Below are 24,138 nucleotides of genomic sequence, written 5' to 3'. Positions count from 1 at the left end.
CTTCTTTAGTATACACTTTAGAGAAAAGGCTTTCAATATCTTTTAGGCACTTAGATTTTAGTTTCTCGCTTATAGAATAGCATTTAAAGCGTTTGAAAGTAGTTTCAGAAATGATTGCAACCCTTACTCGTACTTAGCAAATAGCTTTTCCATTACACCTACTTGTAAAAAAGCAAGAAGTCCAAAACCAAAGAGAATAAAAGCAGATCCTCCCAATAAAAGGGTAAAGGCTGATAGATATAGAATCATCAAAATCAAAAAGATAATTGCAATCATCAAGATAAACCACGGTGCATTAAAGCTAGCCAAGATCAGTCCTTTTTGAAGAATTTCTTTCCAAGATAGGTCATAACGTGCCGCAATCGGGTAACTAGCCAACATCACAATGGTAAGGAAAATCAGAATCCCTAAACAAATGGCTTTCACCAATTGAAAGGGTAAAGCCGTTTGACCCCAGAAAAGATAGAGATCTGAAAGAGTAAGAAATACAATTCCTAATTCCAACATCCCCAGCTGAAAACCTAATTTCAGATTTTGCCTGAAAACTCTTAGATAGGTCCTAAAAACTGGAACACGTCTACTTTGCTTGATTTCAAACATTGTCTGATAGAGACTAATTTTAGCTACTCCAATCGTTACAATTGGTAAACAAGTTACTACAAAGAGAAGATTAACTGTTACAATATCTAAAACCTTCTCACTAATTCGCATTAGAAAATTATCTGTATCAAATGCAGCCTTGATGAGACTTCTTCCTTTTTGTGACATCTTTTACTCCCCCTATCATTTCTATTCTATCTAAATCAATTCGATTTAGATAGCAATAAGATTCAACTCTTAAACTCAATTTTCAAAAGTGCTTAAGAAGATAGCCATCAGCTATCTCGATCTACCATTCTAATCAATTAAAATTTTAAACAAATATTTGCGAACTTTGTCTTCCATACCTGCATAACCATTTGGTTGATGGGGTTCTCCTGGGAAGAAAATTGCAAAATTGTGATAACCTAGTAAAAGTGGATACTGTTCATGACAATGAACAAAGCCAATATCACTTGCTTCGTCAAATGCTACTGCTTCGTCCTTAATACGTGAACCAAAGCTAGAATATTCATGACCTTCTACCAACAAATGCAAGTCTGCATAGTTCTTGTGATGTTCAAACTGATCATTTTCAGCTTTATTTAGGACATTTTCTTGAACAACTAGAAAGACCTTATCCCCATCAATATCATATTTTCCTAACTCGAACGAATCTTTACGATGTTCATAAAGATAATCAATTGCCTTGTCAAGATTTGGATGAATTCCTTTATAAAAGCTAATATTTTTCAAATCGTCAAAAATCATTATTTTCTCCTTTAAAAATCGTCATTAAGCGATTAAAACTAACACCTCCAACAGTGTCATTCACTGTCGGAGGTTTTTAGATCATGCTAGCAATAGCAAATTTGTACTGTAAAAGAAATCGTTTCTTATCCTTTAACAGCTCCCATAGTAATACCTTGTGTGAAGGATTTTTGGAATACTAAGAAGACTGTTACGATTGGCACAGCTGCAAGGGCAGCCCCAGCCATGATCAAACCATAGTTGGTTGCCATTTCGGCCTGCATAGTCGCAACCCCTAGTGAGATAGTCAAGTTTTGACGTGAAGTCAACATAACCAACTGCATGAAGTAGTCGTTCCAAGTATTGATGAAGGTAAAGATTGCAAGAGCTGCAAACCCTGGTTTTACAATTGGGAAGGCTACACTCCAGAAAGTACGAATCTCACCACAACCATCGATTTTAGCTGATTCAAGCAATTCTGTTGGGATATTTTCACTAAATTGTTTCATAAGGAAGACCCCAAATGGCCATCCAATCAAAGGCAAGATAACTGCCCAGAGAGTATCGTGGATTCCCATGAAGTTGACGATACGTACCAATGGTACAAGGACAACTTGTTTTGGAAGAGCCATAGCAGCGATGAAGACGGCAAAGAGGATACGTTGACCATAGAAACGTTTTTTAGCCAATACATAACCTGCTAGAGATGAAGTCGCACAGACTAAGAACATAGTTACCAATGAGATAAATACTGAGTTCCACATCCATTGCATAGCAGGGTTTTGCACCATGAGTTGTTGGAAGTTTTCCATGGTTGGCATTTTAGGGAACCATTGTGGTGGAATAACGATTGTATCAGGTTGTGATTTGAATGCCCCTGTTAAAATCCAGTAGAATGGAAAGATGAACAGCACAGTCAACAAGAGCAAAATGATTGTTGAAATAACAGTAAAGGCTGTTAATGGTTTTTTTCTGTAGATTGCATAGCTGTCTCCTTTCTTTAGTATTCTACGTCGTTTCCGAGTACTTTAAATTGAACAAAACTTACGATAGCAATCATAACCGCCAAGAAGACACCGATTGTGTTGGCATAGCCATACTCTGTCAATTGGAAGGCTTTTTCGTATAGGTAGTACATAAGTGTACTTGTAGAGTAGTTTGGACCACCTGATGTCAAAAGCTGAATCAAGGCGAAACATTGGAATGAGTTAATTGTTGTGATGATTGCGATATAAAGAGTTGTTGGAAGAAGGCTTGGCCATTTAATCTTCCAGAAAACTTGAAACTCAGTTGCACCATCGACGCGGGCAGCTTCAACCAATGAATTGTCGATATTACCCATGGCAGCGATGTAGAGGATAATCGGTTGACCAACTGAAGTTGTCAAGAGGATAATCATAATCGCCATCAATGCCCAGTGCTTATCACCAAGCCATGAAATATTTTGAGAAATAATATGACTTGATTTAAGAACAAAGTTCAAGATACCTGATAGTGGATCATAGATCCATTTCCATACAACTGTTACGGCAACACTACCTGTAACAACTGGAAGGAAGAATACGAAACGATAGAAGGATCTAGCGATAGCATTTTGATGGTAGGTCTGTGACGCTACAAAGAGCGAGAAGAGAACAACCACAGGAACTGATCCAATAACCAAAATAACTGTATTAATCAGAGATTTTGTGAAGACAGGATCTTTAAACATACGGATATAGTTATCTAAGCCCACAAATTGGAAACTAGTCATAGAATAGTTAAAGAAACTTGTGATGAAGCCCATAATCATTGGTGCTAAAACGAAGACAACGAAGAAGAATAAAACTGGCGCTAGGAAAGCATAAGAAATAATAGTTTCTCTCATACGAATTTTATTAACTTTCACTGTAGGCACCTCTCTTTCCTTTTCTTTTTTATTGATAATCTCCTAAGAGAATGATGATTTACCTTTTAAATAAAAGCCCCCTTTTCTTACACAAACGTGCAAAGGGAAAAGGGGCTACAAAATCTAGTTCAGGGTTTATTGTTTAGTAGCTTTTTTGATAGTTTCGTTTGCTTTTTCAGTAAATGCTTTCAATGCATCAGCTGGTTTTTGATCGCCATTTGAAACTGATTGCAACATTGGGAACCATAGAGTTCTCATTTCTGCAAAACCATCAATTGTATTGTAGTATGGAGAGTAGTACTTAGTCCAAGCACCGATTGTTTCCATACGTTTGTCTTCATAGAGTTTACCAAATGATGTACGAACTGGGAATGCTCCTGTACGAACAACATCTTTTGGACCCCATTCTTTATCATCTGCGATGAATTGAACAAATTTCTTAGAAGCAGCAACTTTCTTGTCATCTTTGTTGTTGAATACTGCAAATCCGTTTACAAGGTATTCAAGAGCTGGTTTACCAGAATCAGATGGGAATGGTACTTCTACCACTTCTACTTTACTTGCTTCCAAGAGTTTACCTTGGATACCATTTTGAGCTGGTGCCCAAAGGATTGTGTATGATGTTTGACCGTTAGCAAAGTTTTGGATATCTGCTCCACCATCAAATTGTGAACCATTGTTCAACAAACCATCTTTAATCCAGCTAGCTGCTTTTTCAAGACCTTTAACAAATTTAGGGTCATCAGTTGTATACTTAGTAACATCTTTATCAGTTACAGAAGCTCCGTAAAGGTTTGCTACAAAGGCACGTGTTCCTTGGTCTCCCCCTTGACCTGAACTGAACAATGAACCTGGTGTGTAGCCTTTGTCTTTGAGTGCTTTCAATACTTTTTCAAAGTCGTCTGTTGTCCAGCCTTCTTTTACAAGGTTCGCAACTCCAGCTTCTTCCAACATTTTCTTGTTCATAGCCATGTAGAATGGTGCTGAACTGATTGGATACATGTAAGCTTTATCGCCAGCTTTACTTGCTTTTACAATGTTTTCATTGTTAACATCTTTAACAAAGTCATCTGTGAAGAGGTCGTTCAAGTCAGCCAATTTACCATTTTTACCGTATTGGATGATACGTCCTGGTGCGTCAAAAAGTACGTCTGGAGCTGTACCCGCTTCGATAGCTGTAGTGATTTTTTCTGGACCTGACTTAAAGTCAATTGTTTCCAATTTCACTTTTACATCTGGGTTTGCTTTTTCAAAGGCTGCGATGATAGATTTTTCATAAGTTCCAACACCGTCACCAGTTTTTTCTTGAGTGAAGACTGGGAATGCCCACCAAGTGATTTCTGTTTTTCCGCTATCTCCACCAGATTTTCCAGCATCTTTACTTCCGCCAGAATTTCCACAAGCAGCAAGACCAAGAATTGCAGCACCTGCAAGTACTGTACAAGCTAGTTTTCTAAATTTCATTTGTATTCTCCTTTTAATAAATATTTCCAAATTGACAACGAGTGATTTATAAATGTATACGATTTCATTTTTTCAGCTATTCCACCACTCTCCTCTTATTTTAGATTGTGTTATTTAAGACCCGCAACGAAGCGTTCCGTAATCTCTTTTGGTCTAGTAATAGCGCCACCAACAACAATGCCTCTTACTCCGTAACCTAGGATTTGTTTGGCTTGTTCTGGTGTATGAATTTTCCCTTCAGCGATAACATCTACACCCGCATCACAGAGCTTCTTGATTAGTTCAAAATCTGGACCGTCTACTTTTGGACTGTAAGATGTGTAACCTGATAAGGTTGTTCCAACGAAGTCAATTCCTGCTTCTACAGCTGCTAACCCTTCTTCGAAGGTACTAGTATCAGCCATCAAGAGCTGGTTAGGATATTTTTCCTTAACCTGACGGATAAACTCCTGAATCTCTAAACCATCGTAGCGTTCTCGTTTAGTACAGTCTAGAGCAATCACTTCAATATCTAGTTCTGCTAGTTCATCAACTTCTTTCATAGTAGCAGTGATGAAGGGTTCTTGAGGTGGATAATCTCGTTTGATGATCCCGATAATTGGAAGTTTTGTAACCTCCTTTATTTCTTTGATATCACGAACACTATTGGCTCGGATACCGACTGCTCCACCTTGCTCAGCCGCTTTGACCAGCAAGGGGATGACTCCTCCCGCTTCTGTATAAAGCGGTTCGTGAGGAAGGGCCTGACAAGAAACAATGATTCCATCTTTAATTTGATTTATCAAAGCTTCTTTAGTAATCTGTGGCATCCTTTTTCCTCCTTTTCCTTTTTTCTTATGAGACAATTATATACTATTTTTAAAGCGCTTTCAAGAGTTTGTTCTATGATAGATTGCAGTTTTAAAAAGAAAGCAAGTCAAACACCCCCTTTAAAAGTACTTTCAAAGGGGTGCTTGACTTATTATAAGAGAATACCGATATTTATTTTACTATCTCAGATAGCTTCACTTTGCGATCTTCAAACATAGATTGGGTACAAGCATCTGCAGTAGCTATTGCTTCTAAAGCAGCTTCACCTGTCAATAGTTTTGCAAATTCTTCTGATACTGGAGCTCCTTGCATAATCTCATGCAGATAGCGCATTTCTTTATCAATGACTGATGATAACCATAATGGAGTACGTTTACCTGGTTTACCATAAGCAATTGCACCATCCATCTCTGTACTATGATAGATACGAGTACGATCATCATCTTCTTCTTGCGATTCATGAATCAAGAAATAACTTTCTTGTCCATCTAGCTTAAGAGTTCCTTTACAGTTGAATAAGTCTAAGCGAATAGCACCTTTTGTTCCTTGGATTAAGACATAATGTTCACCCCAACGATAAGCTGAACCCCATTCTAACAAAGCAAAACGCTTATTAGAAAATTCCATATTGACAAAAATCATATCATCTTCATCACCGAAATTTTCACCTTCATGGGCTACATTTCCACCTGTCATCGTTACAGTTTCAGGCATGCCACCCATAAGAAATTGCACGCAATCCAATTCATGGATGTGGTGATACAAGTGACCACCTGATTTTTCACGGATTTTTTTCCATGATACTGATGGTTGCTGTTCTTCCCAACCATTACGAGCTGTGTGACAATACAGAACGTCTCCAATGACTCCTTGATTAATCAATTCTTTTGCATGATGGACACCATTAAAGAAGTTCATAATATGTCCTGCCATAAAGGTTACATTGTTTTCTTTACATGCATCTACCATCTCGCGACAATCTTGATAAGAAAGCGCAATTGGTTTTTCACAGAAAACATTTTTGCCATGTTGTGCAGCCTTAATAACTGGTTCTTTATGAAGATTATTTGGAGTTGCGACAATAACGCAATCTACTTCATCGCTAGAAACCAACTCATCTAAGGAACTTGCTACTTTTGCTCCCAATTCTTCTGCGATTGCCTCTGCATTATCTGGATCATAAAGAAGAGTAATCTCTGCACCATCATTCTTTTGCATATAACGAGCTAACTCAGCTCCAAAATATCCTGTTCCAACAACACCGTATTTAACCATGTTTTTTCTCCTTTATTTTGTTAAATCATTAATTTCCAAATCTATATACTGAACTACATTACTTAAATGCAATTCATTTCTCGACCATGAATCATATTTTTCAAACAATACACCTATGTGATGATTTGGCAATTCTGTAATCGCAGAATAGGCATAACCATACGAAGGTAAATCAATATCATAGTGGTACTTCCAATCAATACTATCATCTTCTTTATTGACTAAACCGACGACTAATTGACCTCCCTTACGGCCACTTCTAGAATTTGGTGTACTCAAAATGACTGCTTCTTTTCCATCAATTAATTGAGAGTATTTAATTGCAGACACTTGTGTTCCGTATGAAGTTTGTTGAATCTCATCGATATACGAAACTTCCGACCATGTTTCTCCAGAATCTCTACTAGTCATATAAGCAATCTTACCTGTAGTAGTTCTAAAGAATGTTCTAATCACACCATCTCTCAGTTCAACCATTTGTGCTTCTGCTGTTGCATTCTTAAACGGAATTGGAGCTGAGGATTTCTTCCATGTTTGACCACTATCATCAGAAATGAGATAAGTTAGTTCTCCACTCGTATATGTTGCAAAAATCAATCTATTACTTGATTTTAATGCTAAACCTTGTCCAGGACATAAGTAAGTTCCATTATGTTTTTCTCCTAAGAACGGAGGCAATAACTTAAATTGTTCCCAACTCTCTCCCCTATTCTGACTAGTTGTCATTGCTATATAATTAGTAGGTGTCACTTTAAATAGAGAATCTTTGTAGAAAACATTCATAGGAACCTGTTTTCCATTGTGCGTTTCTCTTAAAGAACCACTATCAAAATCAACCGAATATTGTTCGACTGTTAAAGGCTTTCCTCCCTCCAAAACTTCATACTTATCATTCACAGTATAATTTGTAGGTTTATTATTCGTTTCATCGTAAACAACACCATTTTCTCTAACTGTATAACGGAAATCATTATCTCCATCCTTCTGTAGTTTTAAATAATAATGACCGTTTATTTCTTTAAAACCTGAGTCAGCTTTATTGGCATTGTTGTTTCCAATACCCGCAGGCATAACATCAGCTAACAATATCGTTTTCCCAGATTTTTTATCTTCAACAATGGATGAATCTATAAATGAAGCACTTCCACTAATTTGACTGTTCTTTAATTTATTATCTCGTGGCCAGTAAACTAACTGCTCCTCATAGTCATTAAACTTCATAGCAAAAGTTGGCTCACTCCACGTTTTCCCATTATCATCACTATAAGAAGTGGCGATATTAATCTTACTTTTAGAATCATGAGTCCCACCATAACGTGCATCAATACTTGATAGAACTCTTCCACTAGTTAAGGTGTATAGTGTCGGTATTCTAAAATAGTTAGCCTGAGTCGAATCTCCTGATTGGAAAATTAACTGAAATGGATTTGACAAGGGAATATTTGAAACTTCCTGATCACTAATTGCTTTGTTAAATAGACTGATTTCATCAATACTTCCTTTTGCGAGGTAATGTTCCTTACCTTCACGATTAACAGCTCCTAGTGTGGCCTTATCTATACCATTTATATTTGAAATTGACAAAAATGTATCAACTGTTTCAGAAAACACTTCTATTCCATTAATATACATTGTGTATGTTTTATCTTTAGAATCAGATACAAATACTAGTGTATTTTCAACTGCCTGTCCTTTATGTTTTCCCCATAATGAGGCTGGTCTAGAAAACAAATAATTTATTCCCTTTTGGGCATCTCTTATTTCTACACCTATCTCACCAGAATCTCTCATGAAAATTGAAAAGTAATTATTTTTAAAGCCTGCTTTACTATTAGATAGACCAAACAAAGCTTGAAGTGAGTTTGGTTCATCTGCTCTAAATTTCATTACTACTGTCTGGCTCTCTCCAGATAATTTATCTAAAAACAAAGGGCTGATATCTATACTCTTATTGTTCAGTTGATATGAACCTCCTTGAAAAACAGGAGATAAGGACAGTTGACCATAGTTTAATTCATTCGCATGAATCAAAGTGGGGACTCCCATTAAAAGACTAATGCCTACAACAGAAATTCCTAATTTTGAATAAAGACCTCTCTTATTCATTTCTTTCCTTCTTTCGTCTATTTCACAGATCCTTCTGATAATCCGCTTGCAATCTTATTTTGAATGATAGAGAAGAAAATGATTGATGGAAGAACTACAATAACAGACGCTGCCATCATATCTCCCCAGTCTAAGATTTCTGAACCATTAAGCGAACGAAGGGCTACTGCTACTGTCATCTTTCCTGTATTGTTAATCAAAATCAAGGCATACAAGAATTCATTCCAAGCATTGATAAATGTATAAATAGCTGTTGCTACAATACCTGGCGCTACAATCGGTAGCACAATTTTGTAAAAAGTCACAAATTTATTTGCACCATCAATTCGAGCTGCTTCTTCAATTCCAATTGGAACTGTTTGGAAAAATCCAACCAAGAGCCAAACTGCATATGGAACACTAAAAGATAGATAAACCATCATTAAGCCAAATAAACTATTTGTTAATCCAACTCTAGCAATGGCAATTGAATATGGAATTGCTAACAAAATTGGTGGGAAAATGTATGTAATGACGAGTAGTCTCGACATGATTGCTCCCAATTTAGGGAAGAATCGAACAATACCATAGGCTGCCATAGCAGAAATTATAATCGCAATAACGGTTGTAGCTAAGGCAATAATCAAACTATTTCGAATGTTATCAATAAAGTGCAAATCGTTAATAACATGAGTGAAATAATCTAATGTAAATTGTTCAGGCCAAAATCGTGTTGGATACTGAGTTAATTCCCCTTTCCCCTTGACAGAAGATATGATAATCCATATCAATGGGAAAATTGCAACAATTGTCGCACCAACTAAAAGTACATGTGAGAGAATATCTAAATAAATACTGGATTTCTTCTTCATTATTTTCTACCCTCCTTTTCCCATTTACTAATGATAGCAAAGTAGATAAAGCAAATCGCCATCAAGAAGATAAAGAGCAATACTGTAACTGCTGAAGCACGACCCAACAATTTAGTTCCCCAACCGAGATTGTATGCAAAAATTGGAAGCGTCGTTGTAGCATTGGCTGGTCCACCACCAGTAATTAGGTAGATGATATCAAAGTTATTAAAGATCCATACAGTTCTCAAAACTACCAGAAGTCCTACAACCACTTTAATATGTGGAAAGACGATAAACTTGAACACCTGCCAACTTGAAGCACCATCTATCTTAGCAGCCTCAAATTGTTCTTCTGGTACTGTTTGCAAGGCTGAAAGTACATTAACCATAATCATCGGTGCTCCGAACCAAATGTTGATAAACACCAAACATAGGAACGCCCATGTACTATCCGTCAAAAATGCAGGTGTATGATCCATTAAACCTAATTTTACGATTAGATTAGGTAAGTAGCCATAAACCCCGTTTAGAATCCACTGCCAAGAAAAGGCAATAACGATTGTAGGAAATGCCCAAGGAACAATCAATAAGGTCCTATATAATTTCTTGAAGTGACGTACTCTGTGAAGAGCTAAAGCCAATACAAACCCTACTAAAACTTGACCAACTAATGAGAAAACGGTCCACTTAATTGAATTAAAGAACGCACTAAAGAAGTTGGGATCTGATAGCACAGCTTTATAGTTAGCTAAACCAACAAATTTATAATTGGGCATAATCAAATGCTTATTGGTAAAGCTATAAAAAATACTCGAGAAAAACGGATAAACAAATAGTAATCCTACAATAATCATAGCTGGCAAAACAAATATCCAGCGAGTTAAATTACGTTCTTTAACCATTCTCCTTCTCCCTTCTTTTACAAGATTGGGCTAGGCTAGGCTAGCCCACCTATTTTCTAGTCTTTTACATCTACTGAACAGCCTCAAATAAATCGTTTAATTGTTTTTCTGCTTCTTTTGCGGCTTTCATAGGATCTGTTCCATTTGAAATGATATCTTGGAACATTTGTTCAATAATGTGTTGGTTAGTCAACATACCAGCTTGTACACTTGGTCCATTTTCATAACCAATAGCAGTACCTTTCTTAACAGCTTCTGTAATCACTTCTTCAGCATGTTTAAATTTCTTACGAGTTTCATTTTCTTTATAGGCTGCAGAATCGCTAATCCCTCTAATAGTTGGTAACATACCTACTGGAGTTGAATCAAGGAATTTAACATAGTCTTCTTCATTATAAAGTGATTCCAAGAATGCTTTAGCAACTTCTGGATGTTTTGAATTTTTCCAAACAACCATTGGAATATTTGAAGTTTCAATTCCTTGGTCTTTATCAGACTCTTTGATTTTTGGAATAGGATAAGCATCAATCGAATCAATCAATTGAGGACTGTTGGCATTAATTCCTCCAATATGGAAGCCAGAGTTAAAGTCAAATGCTGTTTTTCCTTGATAGAACAAGGTAGCTTGTTGAAGGACATTAAAGTTCAAAGAATCTTGAGGTGAGATTTCTTTATACAATTTAACCCAGTATTTAATACCATCTTGAGCAAGTTGGCTTGTCAAATCTGCTTTAAGATCTTTTGTTAAGAGGCTTCCACCACCACTACGTACGTAGAAGTTCAAGAAACGTGTTGCCATTAAGTCATTTGTTCCGAACGGAACAGACAATCCATAAACTCCAGCTTCTTTCAATTTTTTAGAAGCTTCATAGAGTTGATCCCAAGTTTTAGGAACTTCGATATTATGTTCTTTTAACAAATCTGTTCTAACCCACATAACTTGTGCGTGTGAGTAAAGAGGTACAGAGTAGTAATCATCTTTAATTTTTGCTTCATTTAAGGCAGTTTCGTTAAATTTATCCTGTCCAATACGCTTGATAGAATCGTTTAGCGGAACCAAAGCATCTGAGTTTACCATTTCCATTACTTGGTTAGGAAGAGCAGTACTAATATCTGGTACATTTCCATTTGCTAAACCTGTAGTCCATTTAGTATAGAAGTCATTCCAAGAAAATGTTTCAATCTTGATTTTCGTTTTTGGATGCTTTTGCATGAAAGCATCTGCTGATTTTTGGATACTTTCTAGACGTGGCCCCTGAGTAAAGGAGTGCCACATTGTAATTTCACCAGATAATTCTGTCGGTGGTTCAGTACTAGTTGTAGTTTCTTTCTTTCCTGAACATGCTACCAAGGCAACGGCTGCTAGCGCAACTCCAGCTAGACATAAAAACTTTCTCATTTTTTTCATTGTTCTTCCCTTTCTACGTTAAGAAATCGCAACTTTAAAGACAACTTTTTTTACAGGTTCATCGTTTATACGAACTTTTGGTTGGTGTAAATCTTCTGGAAAAGTAATTAGACATTCTCCCGATCTTAGATGCACTAACTGTTCTACCTTTCCAGTATATAATTCAATGTCTTTTGCATCATCATACTTTTGGGTAACGCTTACATTTTCTGGCGATGTGACAGCCATAGCTTCTTCGTTCTCCAAAACTAAATGAATGTCCAAATATTTTCTATGAGTTTCAAAGAAGGTCCCTGCTTCACCATCCGCTATATATGTAAAACAATTCCCAAACAATCGATCTCCATCGATATCAATTGATCCCTCGGCTAAATTTTCTAGTCCTGTTGCTTCTAGAAAATCTATTAATGTTGCAAAATTTGGATTTAGTTCAACATAAGTTGCTAAACGTTTTATTTTTGTAATTATCATAATTTTTACCTCCTTTCTTTGTTATTTTGAGGTCATTATACATCTATTTTAAAGCGCTTTCAATACTTTGTTATGTAATAGAATATACTTTTAAAAAAATATTATATAACAATTTATCTAGAAAGTAATTTCTATACTAAATATATTAGTATTAATTTATACTTTAATATCATTAGTGTAACTAATGGCTCAAAAAAGCTTATTACAAAATAATCACATCAAAATAAGTGTATCTTTATCAATTCATCACTAAAAACCAGCCTAAAATCCTAGCTAATTTTTAGGATTCTAGACTGGTTTATTTTATATGAACCTAAAAGTTCAACGAACAACTGTAGACAAATTAACTGTCTTTTCGTTTATAAGAAATCATTGCTCCAAGGAACATTCCTACAAAACCAAATAAGATTGTTAGTGATGAAGCAGACTCACCTGTTTTTGGTAACATTGACTGCTCATTATTACTTACTTTATTCTCCGATTGGTTGGATCCTGAGTTTCCATTTGTAGATAACAATTTAGGTGATAGTGATAATTCCTCCTCTTTTTTAGCTTTTGTAGGATTATCGAGTGCTAAATTGTCGATAGAGAGTCGGAAAGTCATAGCATAAATACTAAAGTGATTGGTTTCAAAAATAACCTTTCCATTTTTTTGTGTGAATTCAAGAGGATGTAGATTTCCTTCTGGATCTACATAATAAACATGTTCAACAGACTGATCGGTAGTAAAAGTAATAAGAACTTTTCCTTTAGGTTGAACCGATTGGCCATCTGCATTCTTCAACTTGATATCAAATGCTTTATAGTTTAATGAGCTTAAACTACTAACTTTCACTTCTTCTATTTGAACAGCTTTAACATTTCTCAAAACTTCTTCTGAAGCTTGAATGTGAACACTTCCTGCTTCATTTTTGAAAATACGTTGTGAACGAGCAAGAACTGGGATTACTTGATTAGTTTTTTCTTCTTTCTTACTTTCCTTATTACTTACTTCTTTCTCAGTAGATTTCACTATTGAAGTTTCTTCTGATGTTGCGAATAGTCCTGTATAATCTTCTAATTCATTCACCGCTGCTTCTACTGCGTTTACTCCTCCACTGTATTCATCTACCTCTGGGGTTACGACTGGGTCTGAACTTACTCCTCCTGAATAGTCTAAAAGAGATTCTGCGGTAGCGATTTCTTCTCCTGCTGTTCCTATAGCTCCAGTATAATCGTCTGATTCATTTACCGCTGCTTCTACTGCGTTTACTCCTCCACTGTATTTATCTACCTCTGGGCTTACGACTGGGTCTGAACTTACTCCTCCTGAATAATCTAAAAGAGATTCTGCGGTAACGATTTCTTCTCCTGCTGTTCCTATAGCTCCAGTATAATCGTCTAATTCATTTATCGCTGCTTCTGCTGCGTTTACTCCTCCGCTGTATTCGTCTACCTCTGGGGTTACGACTGGGTCTGAACTTACTCCTCCTGAATAGTCTAAAAGAGATTCTGTGGTAGCTATTTCTTCTCCTGCTGTTCCTATAGCTCCAGTATAATCGTCCAAGTCATTTACTGCTGCTTCTGCTGCGTTTATCCCACCAGGAACTCCTGAGTTTCTTAAGTTTACTGGTAAATCATGCATACTTTCTATACTACCACCAACTATACCAGTTATTTCTTGACCAATATCTTTTTTATTTACTGCAAATAAAAGAGTTTTATTGTCTAATTGAGTCATAAATTCAATTGTTTTTCCATTAGCCAAACTTAAAGTAGGTGCTTGATTGACTAATACTTCTGAATCAAACTCTAAACTCATTATACCTTCACCCATATCGGCAGCTTGTTTAACTTTTACCTCTTTAGAAGAAATTCTATCTTTACTCAAGAAGTCCCAATTAAATTTCTTATAAGAAAGGGTGTAGCGATTTTGACTATTCTCGCTATGTTCATATAAAATTCCGTATTCTCCGTTACCCAAGTCTTGTAATGAATTATATGCAAATTCTCCACCTTGAATTAAATGATGTTTTATCCAAGTTAGCTCGCCATTCTTCTCAACACGTGCCAAATGAACTAAGCCATCTTTTCGTTCGCGCCCTGGTCCAGCAGCATTGCTAAGAAGAATATACTCTTTTCCATCATGCATCGTATGAATAGCTGACATTTGCACATAGGCATCTTTTACTTCTGGATAACGTTTGATTGTTTTCTCCCAAGTAACTCCACCATCTTTACTAGTAGCCACCTGAAGATCTCCAGTTAAACCACGCATGAAGAGTTTAACATCGCCGTTATTTAATTGGAGGACAGTTGATTCTGTATTTTGCGCACCACCATTATTCATGTTAGATGAATGAATAATCTTGTTTTCTACAGGTCGATTATCATTCGGTGCCTCTCCAGCATGCCAAGTTACTCCATGATCATCTGAGTAAATCAAACGAGAAGATTGGGAGCCACCTAAATGCGAAATATTGTTTGTAGTGTAAGCAGGCACTAATATCCGCCCCTTGTGCTCACCTGTGCGTAATACAATACCCGTTCCAGGACCTGTTCCAAGGAATTTCATCCAATCTTGACGAATACCTTGTGTGATATCTCTTGGTGCAGACCAAGTCTGCCCATCATCATCACTATAAGACATCCACAAATAGCTAGTATTAGCTACTCTAAACGGATTTTTAGTACTCTGTGCAAAGTAAACATTACCAATTAAATTTTTCCCTTTATACAGATCACCTTTGTCGCTATATCCTCGTTGTTTAGGATTTACGACAACATGATAATCTGTTTTTTGATTTTTAGAATTATAAACCTCACCATTTTCACGAATGGTATAATGTCCTTTTTCGCCTGTTTTATATAAAATTTGATAAGTTTTATCCCCTATACGCTCGTATGCTTTTTCAGGTTTGGCAGGCATACCGAATACTGCTTTTCCTTCAGGGAACATATCATAAACTGAAAAGATTCTCTTAGTTTCTGGATCTTGAACTAATACCATATCAATATTTAAGGGTGACGGAGCAGTTTTATCTCTGGCCTCTGGATTATCACGAAGGTTAGAAATTGTTATTCTATCTCCCCATGTCACTCCTCCATCCTGACTTCGACGAACTACCATACCAATATCTCCCCAGTCAGAGAATTGTAAACGTCTTTCATCAGCTCCGCCAATTAATGTTCCTTTATCCGTTTTCAGCAAGGCTGGGATTCGGTAAGTATTAATCCCATCCTTGTTCAATCCACCATTTACACCACTTACAAAAACTTCCTTCTTCTCTGTGATTTTTGCACTTTCTGGTAATTTCTCTTCTAAATCTGCTACTTTAAATAATTGACTGCGTTTTCCTACTTCTTCAGGAGTTAAAGCACGATCATATACGGTCAGATTACGAACCTGAAGATTTGATCCCCACATTGTTTGGTTCGCTCTTCTAGTAGCACCAATCTGAATCTTATTAACATCTGGCATATCTTTAATAAAACGACCAGATTTCGTATTCGTTCTAGACAATACACCATTTACATATAGACGAACTTGCCCATTGGGTTGATCTGCTTTCGGTCTTTCCACTGTGAAAGTAACAGAATTCCATTTTCCAGGTTTTACTTTAAGTGGTGCATCTGAGAAACTTCCATAAAAGTGACTTCCATCAGCTCCGCGAGCTTCTACCATTGCAGTACCTTTATTAACAGACATACTGAAATATTCGTCTCTATTCTTATCACTTGATACAGAGAAGAGATTATAGAATTGCGGAGCGTTGGCATCTGGTTTAAACTCCATATGAATAGTCGCATTTTGAAGATGTTTCAACTTATCTAAGGCTTCTGACAAATCAACTCTTTGCCCATTTCCAGCATTCGTAGCAAGATCTTCTTTTTCAAATACAGTTTTAACATTCTTCAAGTCTCTGGCAAAGTAATCACGTGGAGGAAGTACAACATTATCTGCACTTTCAGCTTCTTCTGGGAGATTCTCTGTTTTTTCTCCTTTTTCTACATTGGGCTCTGCTGGAATATTTTCAGGATTTCCTCCTTGGTCAGTTGGTGTCTCTTTTTTCAAGCTTTCTTTGTTAATTTCAACTCCATTGTCAGTTGCTGAAGCTAATTTTTCAGCTAGTTCCTTATCCAAATCTTGTTTAGGTGATGCTATTTCTTTATCTTTCACATAAACTGGCTCTTTGGGTTGACCTTCAATATAGGAACGAACCCAATCTAATTGTTCTTTTGATAAAACTAAACCACCACTACGATTATCAATAACCCCATTTTGATGAACGCCAATTAAGACACCTTTATCATTGTATAGTCCACCACCAGATGCTCCAGGTTTCGTACCTCCATAGCTGATTCCCTCTATACCAGAACCAAAGTCAGTAGTTCCTATTACTTTACTATCTAAAACTGGACTTAGCTTGTTATCTGGGAAACCATAAACCGAAACTGTATTTCCTTCGGCAACTTTTGCAGATTGCTTCACGACTTCTACAGGAGTTACTCCTTTTACTGCTTCTTTTAATCGAACGAGAGCTAAGTCATTTTTAAAGCCAAAAACAGACTCTGCTTTGTTCCAATAAGCAATCTCTTCATCAGAAAAATTGATAGAAGTTCCACTTGGTAACGTAGCCTTATAAACTGTATTCTCTTTCCCTGACTTTGTAACAACCTTAGAGCCATTAACTGTTAAAAAGTTATGTGCCACAGTTAATAACAAATTAGGAGCAATTAGGGTTGCTGAACCTGTCCCATCAGGTGTTAAGATATGCGTAGTTGCTTGGAAATTTTGTTCACCATTTGGTGCATTTTTTACTATTTCACTTGGTTTTGGTAAGTTTGCAGTTCCACTTAAATCAACTTTCCCAACCTCCGTACGAGCAAAATCAGTTTTTGAAGATACTGAATCTAACACAGCTTTAATAACTGTATTTCCTAGAGCTACTTTACTTACATAATCACCAGACCAACTAGTATCCGTAACTAACTTGTTGATAGGAAGATTATTATAAGACACTATCTTAGCATTCGGAGAATCACCTACTACTCGATTAAAGTCTGCATCTTGTCGTAAATTGAATACGATTGGTGAGTCAACTTCTCCTGTTTGCACCACCTTGTCTGCAATCAAGCGATTGCCCTTCACATCTTCCAGACGAAGAAGAACTCGACCTTTTTCAACTCCACTTAATAAGGTTGCTTGACCTCTATCATTGAAACGATAGCGCGCTCCATCAATTTCTTTTTCAACACTTTTTAGAGCTTTATGATTTTCGTCATAATAGTAACGAGTCGTTCCATCTAGGTACCAGCCCGTGATTGCATATCTATCCACCATCGAACGAATCCACTCTTTATGTTTTTCCGTAAAGATAGTACCACCACCGATACGATTGGCTTCTACTTCACTAGCAGTATTTGTTCCGTGTTGATGGATACCAACCACTTCTCCTTTATCATTAAATAAAGGAGCACCTGAAAAACCACCTAAAGCAGACGTATGGTAAGTAACAGCACCATTTTCTTTATTAAGAGTACTTACTTTCCCTTCCACTTCATAAGGTTTTCCATCTTTTAGTCGATTTCTATTTTCTTCACTTAGATTAGAGGTTGTGAAGTCATTAGGATAGCCAACCATTCGAATCGAATCACCTTTGGCTACCTCAGTCTTACTTAGCTCTCTTGGTGAATCCTCTCCATTGGTCATAGCTTCGACAGTTTTATTAGTTACAACAACTGCCAAGTCATTACCGTAAGACTTTCCAAAATCCTTTTCATTATAAGCATGAATAGCACCTTTATCTACAGCTTCAGTACTACCTGACGTAGGAACTTTATTTACTTTCTCCGTATCTGAATTCATCACGACATAACTTTTAGCAGAATCGCCGCCACGTAAAACCGCAGAGCCATCTTCAGTTTTTTTATCGTAGTAATTATGAGCAACAGTCACCATCACATTTGGTGCAACAAAAACTCCACTACCTGATGCCGTTTGTTGACCACTATTTCCACTGTCATAGGTGGTATAGGTCATTGCTACACCATTAGCAACATCACTATGAACTCCCACATCTTTTATATCGTTACCGCCCTGAATGACATCAGCATAAGCAACTCCACCACCAATAACTGGTAACTCTGGTGCAGCTAAGCCAAGCACTGCGGATAATATCAAGCAACCAACCAAACCATAAGCTTTGGATTTACGGAATTTTCCTAAACCTTTTAAACATACAAACATATATTACCTCACTTTAACTTTAAAAGTTAATTTGTGCATTTGAATTCAAAATAACTTAATGAGTCCTGCAGCTTCATCCTCCTTCCTACTACACGACTCATAATATATAATCTGTTTTAAATATATATTATTTCTTTAAGTTTCAAACTTGCTCCTACAGTATAACACAATCTGTAATCGCTTTCAATAATATATCTTATTTTTTATTTATTGAATTATAGAAAAACTAATAACTTACTATGTTCATCATGTTTATATATATTATTCCATTGTATCTTGTTGCTTAAGAAAACATTTAAGTTAAATAATCATCACTTCCTTTTTCAACTATTCTATTCATAAATTAAACAATATTTTGTAAAGAAGTGAAAACCTATTCCTCACTTCTTTCTTATACCGATCTATTATCAATCATCCTATTTTATACACCCAATATCAACTGAAAACTTGTTCTTTCCAGATATTAAAATTATAAAAAGAGAGCTACTGGGCTCTCTCATTCATTATTTTACATACTTAAAAGGAATCTCACTACCACAGAGCCAGTTGTAAACTTGGTCATTGACAAAAACATTCATGGCTTCGTGAGCATACTCAGGCATGATACGATAGGCCTTATCGCAGGTCAGACGATTGTAAATCGCAAACTGGGTAATAGGATAGCAAACATCGTCATCCAAGCCCGTAATCATCTTGACCTCACCCTTGATACGATGGGCAAGATTTTTCACATCGATATAGGCAAGGGTCGCCATGATGTCCTCCTCAGTTTCATGGAAGGGATCATGAAACTTGAAATAACGGAAAAGTTCGTCGTAAGCCTCGCTAGTATTACCAATCTCAAGCACTCTTCTGAAGTCTGACAAGAAGGGATAGATGGCAACTGTTTTCTGAATCCGAGGATTGAGTGCTGCTGCAACTAGGGCCAAAGCCCCTCCTTGCGAAGCACCATAGCTAGAAAGACACTTCTCATCCACCTCAGGCAGGCTAGCAATGATTTCAACCAACTGGTAAATATCCAGATAGACATCCTTATAAAAGAGCTGGTCACGGCCTTCCACAGCACCACGGATAATATGCCCCTTCACCGTATTTCCTAGAGGAGAACGCAAACCGTCCTGTGAATAACCTGATTGGCCCCGCACATCCATGGAAACAACACCGTAACCAGCTACAGTATAGGCCAGCATATCTGCCCAGTCCCAGCCACGTCCCATATAACCATGGAAATGGAAAATTATTGGGACTTTACTCTCACTCTTAGGAAGAACGACGCGTGCATAGACCTTACCTTCATTGGTTCCTTCAAAAGTGAGCTCAAAGCACTTGACTTGGGGAATATGGAAATCTCTTTCCTCCAACTGGTAGGCTGGAAGCGTGGAAACTTTTTTCACTTCCTCATCCCAGAAAATATCAAAGTCTTGTGGAACCTCGTCCCTGCCTTTATAAGTCTTAATTTCTTCTAACAAAGCTGGATTTTTCATTGCATGCTCCTTTTGTTTTGTAATCGCTATCACAACTCTAGCACATATAAGAAATCAACGCAAGAAAGAAAAGCAAATAGAAAGTAGTTTTAGATTCTTTATTTTTGGGATGATGAACTGAAAGTAGTTTTAAAAATAAAAAAAGAGCATTTCGCTCTTTCTTCCTTCTATTCAATCTTAATTTTTTGCTTCTTTCTTTTGGAATGTGGTTTGGTAATTTACTTTAATCGTTACTGTCATGTGAGAGTCCTCGTTTCTTTTTGATGACTCTAGTATAAGGGCCAAACCTGAAAGCTAGCTTAAGTTTTTCTTAGAGAAAGCTTATACTCAATGAAAATCAAAGAGCAAACTAGGAAACTAGCCGCAGGCTGTACTTGAGTACGACAAGGCGACGTTGACGTGGTTTGAATTTGATTTTTGAAGAGTATTAATCTAGATGTTCTTTCTTTTCCAAATGAAGGGCGATCATCCGCCACTCCGGATCCTCTTGCCAGCCTTCTATAGAACTAATGTAGCTGGCAACCTTTCTGGCTTCTTCTAAAATCGGAAAATCTTCGATAATATCAGCCACTTGAAACTCTGGCAGTCCTGACTGTCTGGTTCCAAAAATCTCACCTGAACCCCGCATTTTCAAATCTTCCTCCGCAAGGACAAATCCATTGGTGGTTTCTGTCATGATACGCATGCGGTCTTTCCCAGAATCCGTCTTGGGATTGGCAACGAGAACAGCATAGGATTGCTTATCTCCCCGACCGACACGACCCCTGAGCTGGTGAAGCTGGCTGAGACCGAAGCGATCGGCATCCATGATAATCATGACGGTCGCATTGGGAACATTAACCCCAACCTCGATAACCGTTGTCGAAACTAGAATATCCGTTTTTCGCTCTTTGAACTCCTGCATAATCTGGTCTTTTTCATCACTCTTCATCTTACCATGTAGAAGAGCCACCTCTGCCTTACCAGCAAAATGAGCCGTCAATTCCTCTGATAAGGCAATGGCATTTTTCAAATCCAGAGCTTCTGATTCTTCAATCAAAGGAGAGATAACATAGGCTTGAGAACCTTTTTGGATTTCCCCCTCTAACCAAGTCAAAACCTGAGGTAGTTGCTCATGCTTGATCCAACGTGTCACAATGGGTTTCCGACCCGCAGGCATCTGGTCGATAATGGAAACATCCATATCTCCAAAAGCTGTGATAGCCAGCGTCCGTGGAATGGGAGTCGCCGTCATCATGAGGACATCTGGGTTGTCGCCCTTTTCCCGTAAAATCCGCCTTTGCCCTACACCAAATCGGTGCTGCTCATCAATGATAATCAAGCCAAGACGAGCATAATCCACCCCATCCTGAATCAGAGCGTGAGTTCCGATAATCAAATCAGCCTCACCCTTAGCAATAGTCTCCAAGACTTCTCTCTTTTCTGCAGCTTTCAAGGAACCTGTCAAGAGAGCCAGTTTCAAGTCTGGAAAAAGGTTCTGTAGACTCTCAAAGTGTTGCTCTGCAAGGATCTCTGTTGGCACCATGAGGGCTGCTTGGTAACCAGCCGTCACTGCCGCAAACATAGCCAAGCCAGCGACTACCGTTTTTCCGCTCCCCACATCTCCTTGTAAGAGACGATTCATGTGGTAGTCGGACTTCATGTCGGTCAAAATTTCCTGCAAACTCTTTTCTTGAGCTGGGGTCAGAGCAAAAGGAAGACTTGCTTTAGCTGCTGTCACCTTTTCCTGAGACCAATTCAGAACCAAGCCGCTTCCCTGAACTCTATTTTCAGACTTGATCGTCTGCAATTGCATCTGGAAATAAAAGAGTTCCTCAAACTTGATACGGCGAAGAGCCTGCTTGTATTCCGCCAAATCCTTGGGGAAATGCATAGCTCGGACTGCATGACAACGGGACATGAGTTTGTATTTGTCCAGCAAGGACTGGGGAAGATTTTCCTCTATCAAGAGGTCCAGTCCCTGATCAAATGCTGTCTTAATAATCTTGACCAGACTTGCCTGACTGATTCCCTGAGCCAATCGATAGACAGGTTGGAGGTCATCTTCCACCTGAGCTAGGACCTTCATCCCAGTCAGGCTAGCCTTAGCCCGATCCCATTTTCCAAAGACAGCAAGAGTTGCTCCCAACTCTATCTTGTCTGCTAGATAGGGTTGGTTAAAGAAGTTCACTGCAAAAACGACTTCTCCCTGCTTGAGACTAAAGCGCAGACGATTGCGCTTGAAACCATAATACTGAACACTGGCAGGAGTCACGACTTGACCAGATAGGACTGCCTTCTCCCCGTCTTCCAGTTCCAGCACTTGCTTGGTTTTGAAGTCTTCATATCGGAAAGGAAAGTAGAGCAAGAGGTCTTGCAAATTTTCAATTCCTAGTTTGGCGTATTTTTCTGCTGACTTTGGTCCCACACCAGGTAAGACATGCAAGGGTTGATGTAGATTCATGCTCCACTCCTTTCTTTTTAATAATATTCTCTCGGAATACGGTCGCTGAGAAGACAAACCACCTCGTAGTTAATAGTCCCACGGTAGGCAGCTACCTGAGTAGCTGTGATTTCCTTGCCCCCATTGGAGCCAATTAAGGTCACCTTGGTTCCGAGTGGGTAAGGCTTAGGCAATCGAATAGTAATTTGATCCATGGAAACTCGCCCGACTATTGGGCAAGATTGCCCATCTACCAAGACAGCAAAATTTTGCATATCTCGTGTCCAACCATCCGCATAGCCGATTGGCACGGTCGCGATGACTTGCTCGCTATCCGCTTGATAAGTTGCTCCATACCCCATACAAGCTCCAGCTGGAACCGTCTTGACATGGACCAGAGCAGATTCCAAGGTCAAGGCTGGAGTCAAGTCATAAGGCAAGTCCAAGACCTCTCCACTTGGATTAAGACCATACATAGCGTCTCCCATACGAACCGCGTTAAAAATAGTCTCTGCGTGCCAAAGAGTCGTTGCCGAATTGCTAGCATGAACCAGCTCTGGAAGACCTTTCATACTGGCCAAAATAGTTTTAAACCGTTCTAACTGGGCATTAAAGTAGTCATCTGATTCCTCGTCTGCAGTAGCAAAGTGGGTAAAGATTCCTTCAACAAACGCACCCTTTTGCTTGAGCAAGTCTTTAGCCTGCTTAGCCTCAGCGGCCTCTCTAAAACCAATCCGTCCCATTCCTGAGTCAATCTTGAGGTGAACTGTTAAACCTGCTAGGTCTTCCTCCCTAGATAAGAGTGCTTGAATCCACTCCAGTCCAGCCACTGTCATGGTGATGTCGTATTCTTTAGCTAGAGCAACTGCTTCGATGTCAGAAACTCCTAAAATAAGGATTTTCTTCCTGAGTCCAGCTTGTCTGAGTTCAATGGCTTCATCAATATTGGAAACGCAAAAGCCGTCTACATCTTCTTGGATTGCCTTGGCAACAGCTACTGCCCCATGCCCGTAAGCATTGGCCTTGACCACAGCCCACTTGAGCGTTCCTTGAGGGATATGAGCCCCCATTTGCTGAATATTTTGTCGAATAGCTCCCAGATGAATCAGAGCCTTGGTTGGTCTATGTGGACTAGCTTTCATGATTTTCCTCCAAAATGACACTGGCTGTCACAAACTGATTTGTGTGGCTGATAGACAGCCAAATCTTTCCTGAAAATGGTGATCGACTAAAATAAGGCGCCCCGCGTTCATTGTTCAAGACTTCTAAATCCTGAAAACCGAGCTTGCCAATGCCCGTTCCCATAGCCTTGGAAAAGGCTTCTTTAGCCGACCAGCGACCAGCCAAATATTCTATTTGCCTGCGCCCTTTAAGACTGGTAAACCGTTCCATTTCCTTAGCGGTCAGCACGCGCTTGGCAAAACCTTCATGTCGTGTAACTGCGCTTTCTATCGAAGCCAATTCCTCGATATCAATTCCGTGTCCAACTATCATTCTCATCAAAAGGAGTTGAGATT

General features: G+C 38.2%; 17 protein-coding genes. All 17 read right to left on the bottom strand.

Going from position 1 to position 24,138, the window contains the following annotated elements:
* Positions 1–123: 123 nt before the first annotated feature.
* The gene (locus SK642_RS02565; protein WP_033683233.1) at positions 124–768 is read right to left on the bottom strand and encodes a YesL family protein; all 645 of its coding nucleotides are present in this window, start codon (positions 766–768) and stop codon (positions 124–126) included.
* 129 nt (positions 769–897) lie between these two features.
* Entirely contained in the window at positions 898–1,350 is a 453-nt protein-coding gene (locus tag SK642_RS02560) for a YhcH/YjgK/YiaL family protein (RefSeq protein ID WP_033683232.1), read from the bottom strand.
* A gap of 125 nt (positions 1,351–1,475) precedes the next feature.
* On the bottom strand, positions 1,476–2,309 hold the full coding sequence (locus tag SK642_RS02555; protein WP_033683231.1) for a carbohydrate ABC transporter permease: 834 nt from the start codon (positions 2,307–2,309) through the stop codon (positions 1,476–1,478).
* A gap of 20 nt (positions 2,310–2,329) precedes the next feature.
* Positions 2,330–3,196 (bottom strand): carbohydrate ABC transporter permease, encoded by an 867-nt coding sequence (locus SK642_RS02550; protein ID WP_161681757.1) that lies wholly within the window; start codon positions 3,194–3,196, stop codon positions 2,330–2,332.
* A 156-nt stretch (positions 3,197–3,352) separates the two neighbouring features.
* On the bottom strand, positions 3,353–4,681 hold the full coding sequence (locus SK642_RS02545; protein WP_033683230.1) for an ABC transporter substrate-binding protein: 1,329 nt from the start codon (positions 4,679–4,681) through the stop codon (positions 3,353–3,355).
* 110 nt (positions 4,682–4,791) lie between these two features.
* Positions 4,792–5,490, bottom strand: a complete 699-nt coding sequence (locus SK642_RS02540) for an N-acetylmannosamine-6-phosphate 2-epimerase (RefSeq protein WP_001135682.1) — start codon at positions 5,488–5,490, stop codon at positions 4,792–4,794.
* A gap of 172 nt (positions 5,491–5,662) precedes the next feature.
* Positions 5,663–6,766 (bottom strand): Gfo/Idh/MocA family protein, encoded by a 1,104-nt coding sequence (locus SK642_RS02535; protein ID WP_000241736.1) that lies wholly within the window; start codon positions 6,764–6,766, stop codon positions 5,663–5,665.
* A gap of 12 nt (positions 6,767–6,778) precedes the next feature.
* Positions 6,779–8,872 carry a neuraminidase NanB gene (gene nanB, locus SK642_RS02530; protein ID WP_033683229.1) on the bottom strand — a complete coding sequence of 698 codons (2,094 nt, stop codon included), beginning with the start codon at positions 8,870–8,872 and terminating at the stop codon, positions 6,779–6,781.
* Between the two features lie 17 nt (positions 8,873–8,889).
* Positions 8,890–9,723 (bottom strand): carbohydrate ABC transporter permease, encoded by an 834-nt coding sequence (locus tag SK642_RS02525; protein ID WP_033683228.1) that lies wholly within the window; start codon positions 9,721–9,723, stop codon positions 8,890–8,892.
* A complete protein-coding gene (locus SK642_RS02520) occupies positions 9,723–10,607 on the bottom strand; it encodes a carbohydrate ABC transporter permease (RefSeq protein WP_033683227.1) in 885 nt (294 codons plus the stop codon). The genes SK642_RS02525 and SK642_RS02520 overlap by 1 nt, the downstream gene beginning before the upstream one ends.
* A 70-nt stretch (positions 10,608–10,677) precedes the next feature.
* Positions 10,678–12,015 (bottom strand): ABC transporter substrate-binding protein, encoded by a 1,338-nt coding sequence (locus SK642_RS02515; RefSeq protein ID WP_033683226.1) that lies wholly within the window; start codon positions 12,013–12,015, stop codon positions 10,678–10,680.
* Between the two features lie 18 nt (positions 12,016–12,033).
* The gene (locus SK642_RS02510) at positions 12,034–12,486 is read right to left on the bottom strand and encodes a YhcH/YjgK/YiaL family protein (RefSeq protein ID WP_033683225.1); all 453 of its coding nucleotides are present in this window, start codon (positions 12,484–12,486) and stop codon (positions 12,034–12,036) included.
* Positions 12,487–12,829: 343 nt separating this feature from the next.
* Positions 12,830–18,715 carry an SIALI-17 repeat-containing surface protein gene (locus SK642_RS11125; RefSeq protein ID WP_080708909.1) on the bottom strand — a complete coding sequence of 1,962 codons (5,886 nt, stop codon included), beginning with the start codon at positions 18,713–18,715 and terminating at the stop codon, positions 12,830–12,832.
* Positions 18,716–19,218: 503 nt separating this feature from the next.
* Positions 19,219–20,199: an acetylxylan esterase gene (locus SK642_RS02500; protein ID WP_033683224.1), complete on the bottom strand. Its 981-nt coding sequence runs from the start codon at positions 20,197–20,199 to the stop codon at positions 19,219–19,221.
* 427 nt (positions 20,200–20,626) lie between these two features.
* Positions 20,627–22,669, bottom strand: coding sequence for an ATP-dependent DNA helicase RecG (recG, locus tag SK642_RS02495; protein WP_350353755.1), 2,043 nt, complete (start codon positions 22,667–22,669; stop codon positions 20,627–20,629).
* Positions 22,660–23,763 carry an alanine racemase gene (alr, locus tag SK642_RS02490; RefSeq protein ID WP_033683222.1) on the bottom strand — a complete coding sequence of 368 codons (1,104 nt, stop codon included), beginning with the start codon at positions 23,761–23,763 and terminating at the stop codon, positions 22,660–22,662. The genes recG and alr overlap by 10 nt, the downstream gene beginning before the upstream one ends.
* Positions 23,753–24,115, bottom strand: coding sequence for a holo-ACP synthase (acpS, locus tag SK642_RS02485; protein ID WP_033683221.1), 363 nt, complete (start codon positions 24,113–24,115; stop codon positions 23,753–23,755). Before acpS ends, alr begins: the two co-directional genes overlap by 11 nt.
* Between the last annotated feature and the right edge of the window lie 23 nt (positions 24,116–24,138).

Source organism: Streptococcus mitis (genome assembly GCF_000722705.1).
Taxonomy (GTDB): Bacteria; Bacillota; Bacilli; order Lactobacillales; family Streptococcaceae; genus Streptococcus; species Streptococcus mitis_P.
This window is presented reverse-complemented; position numbering and strand designations above follow the sequence as displayed.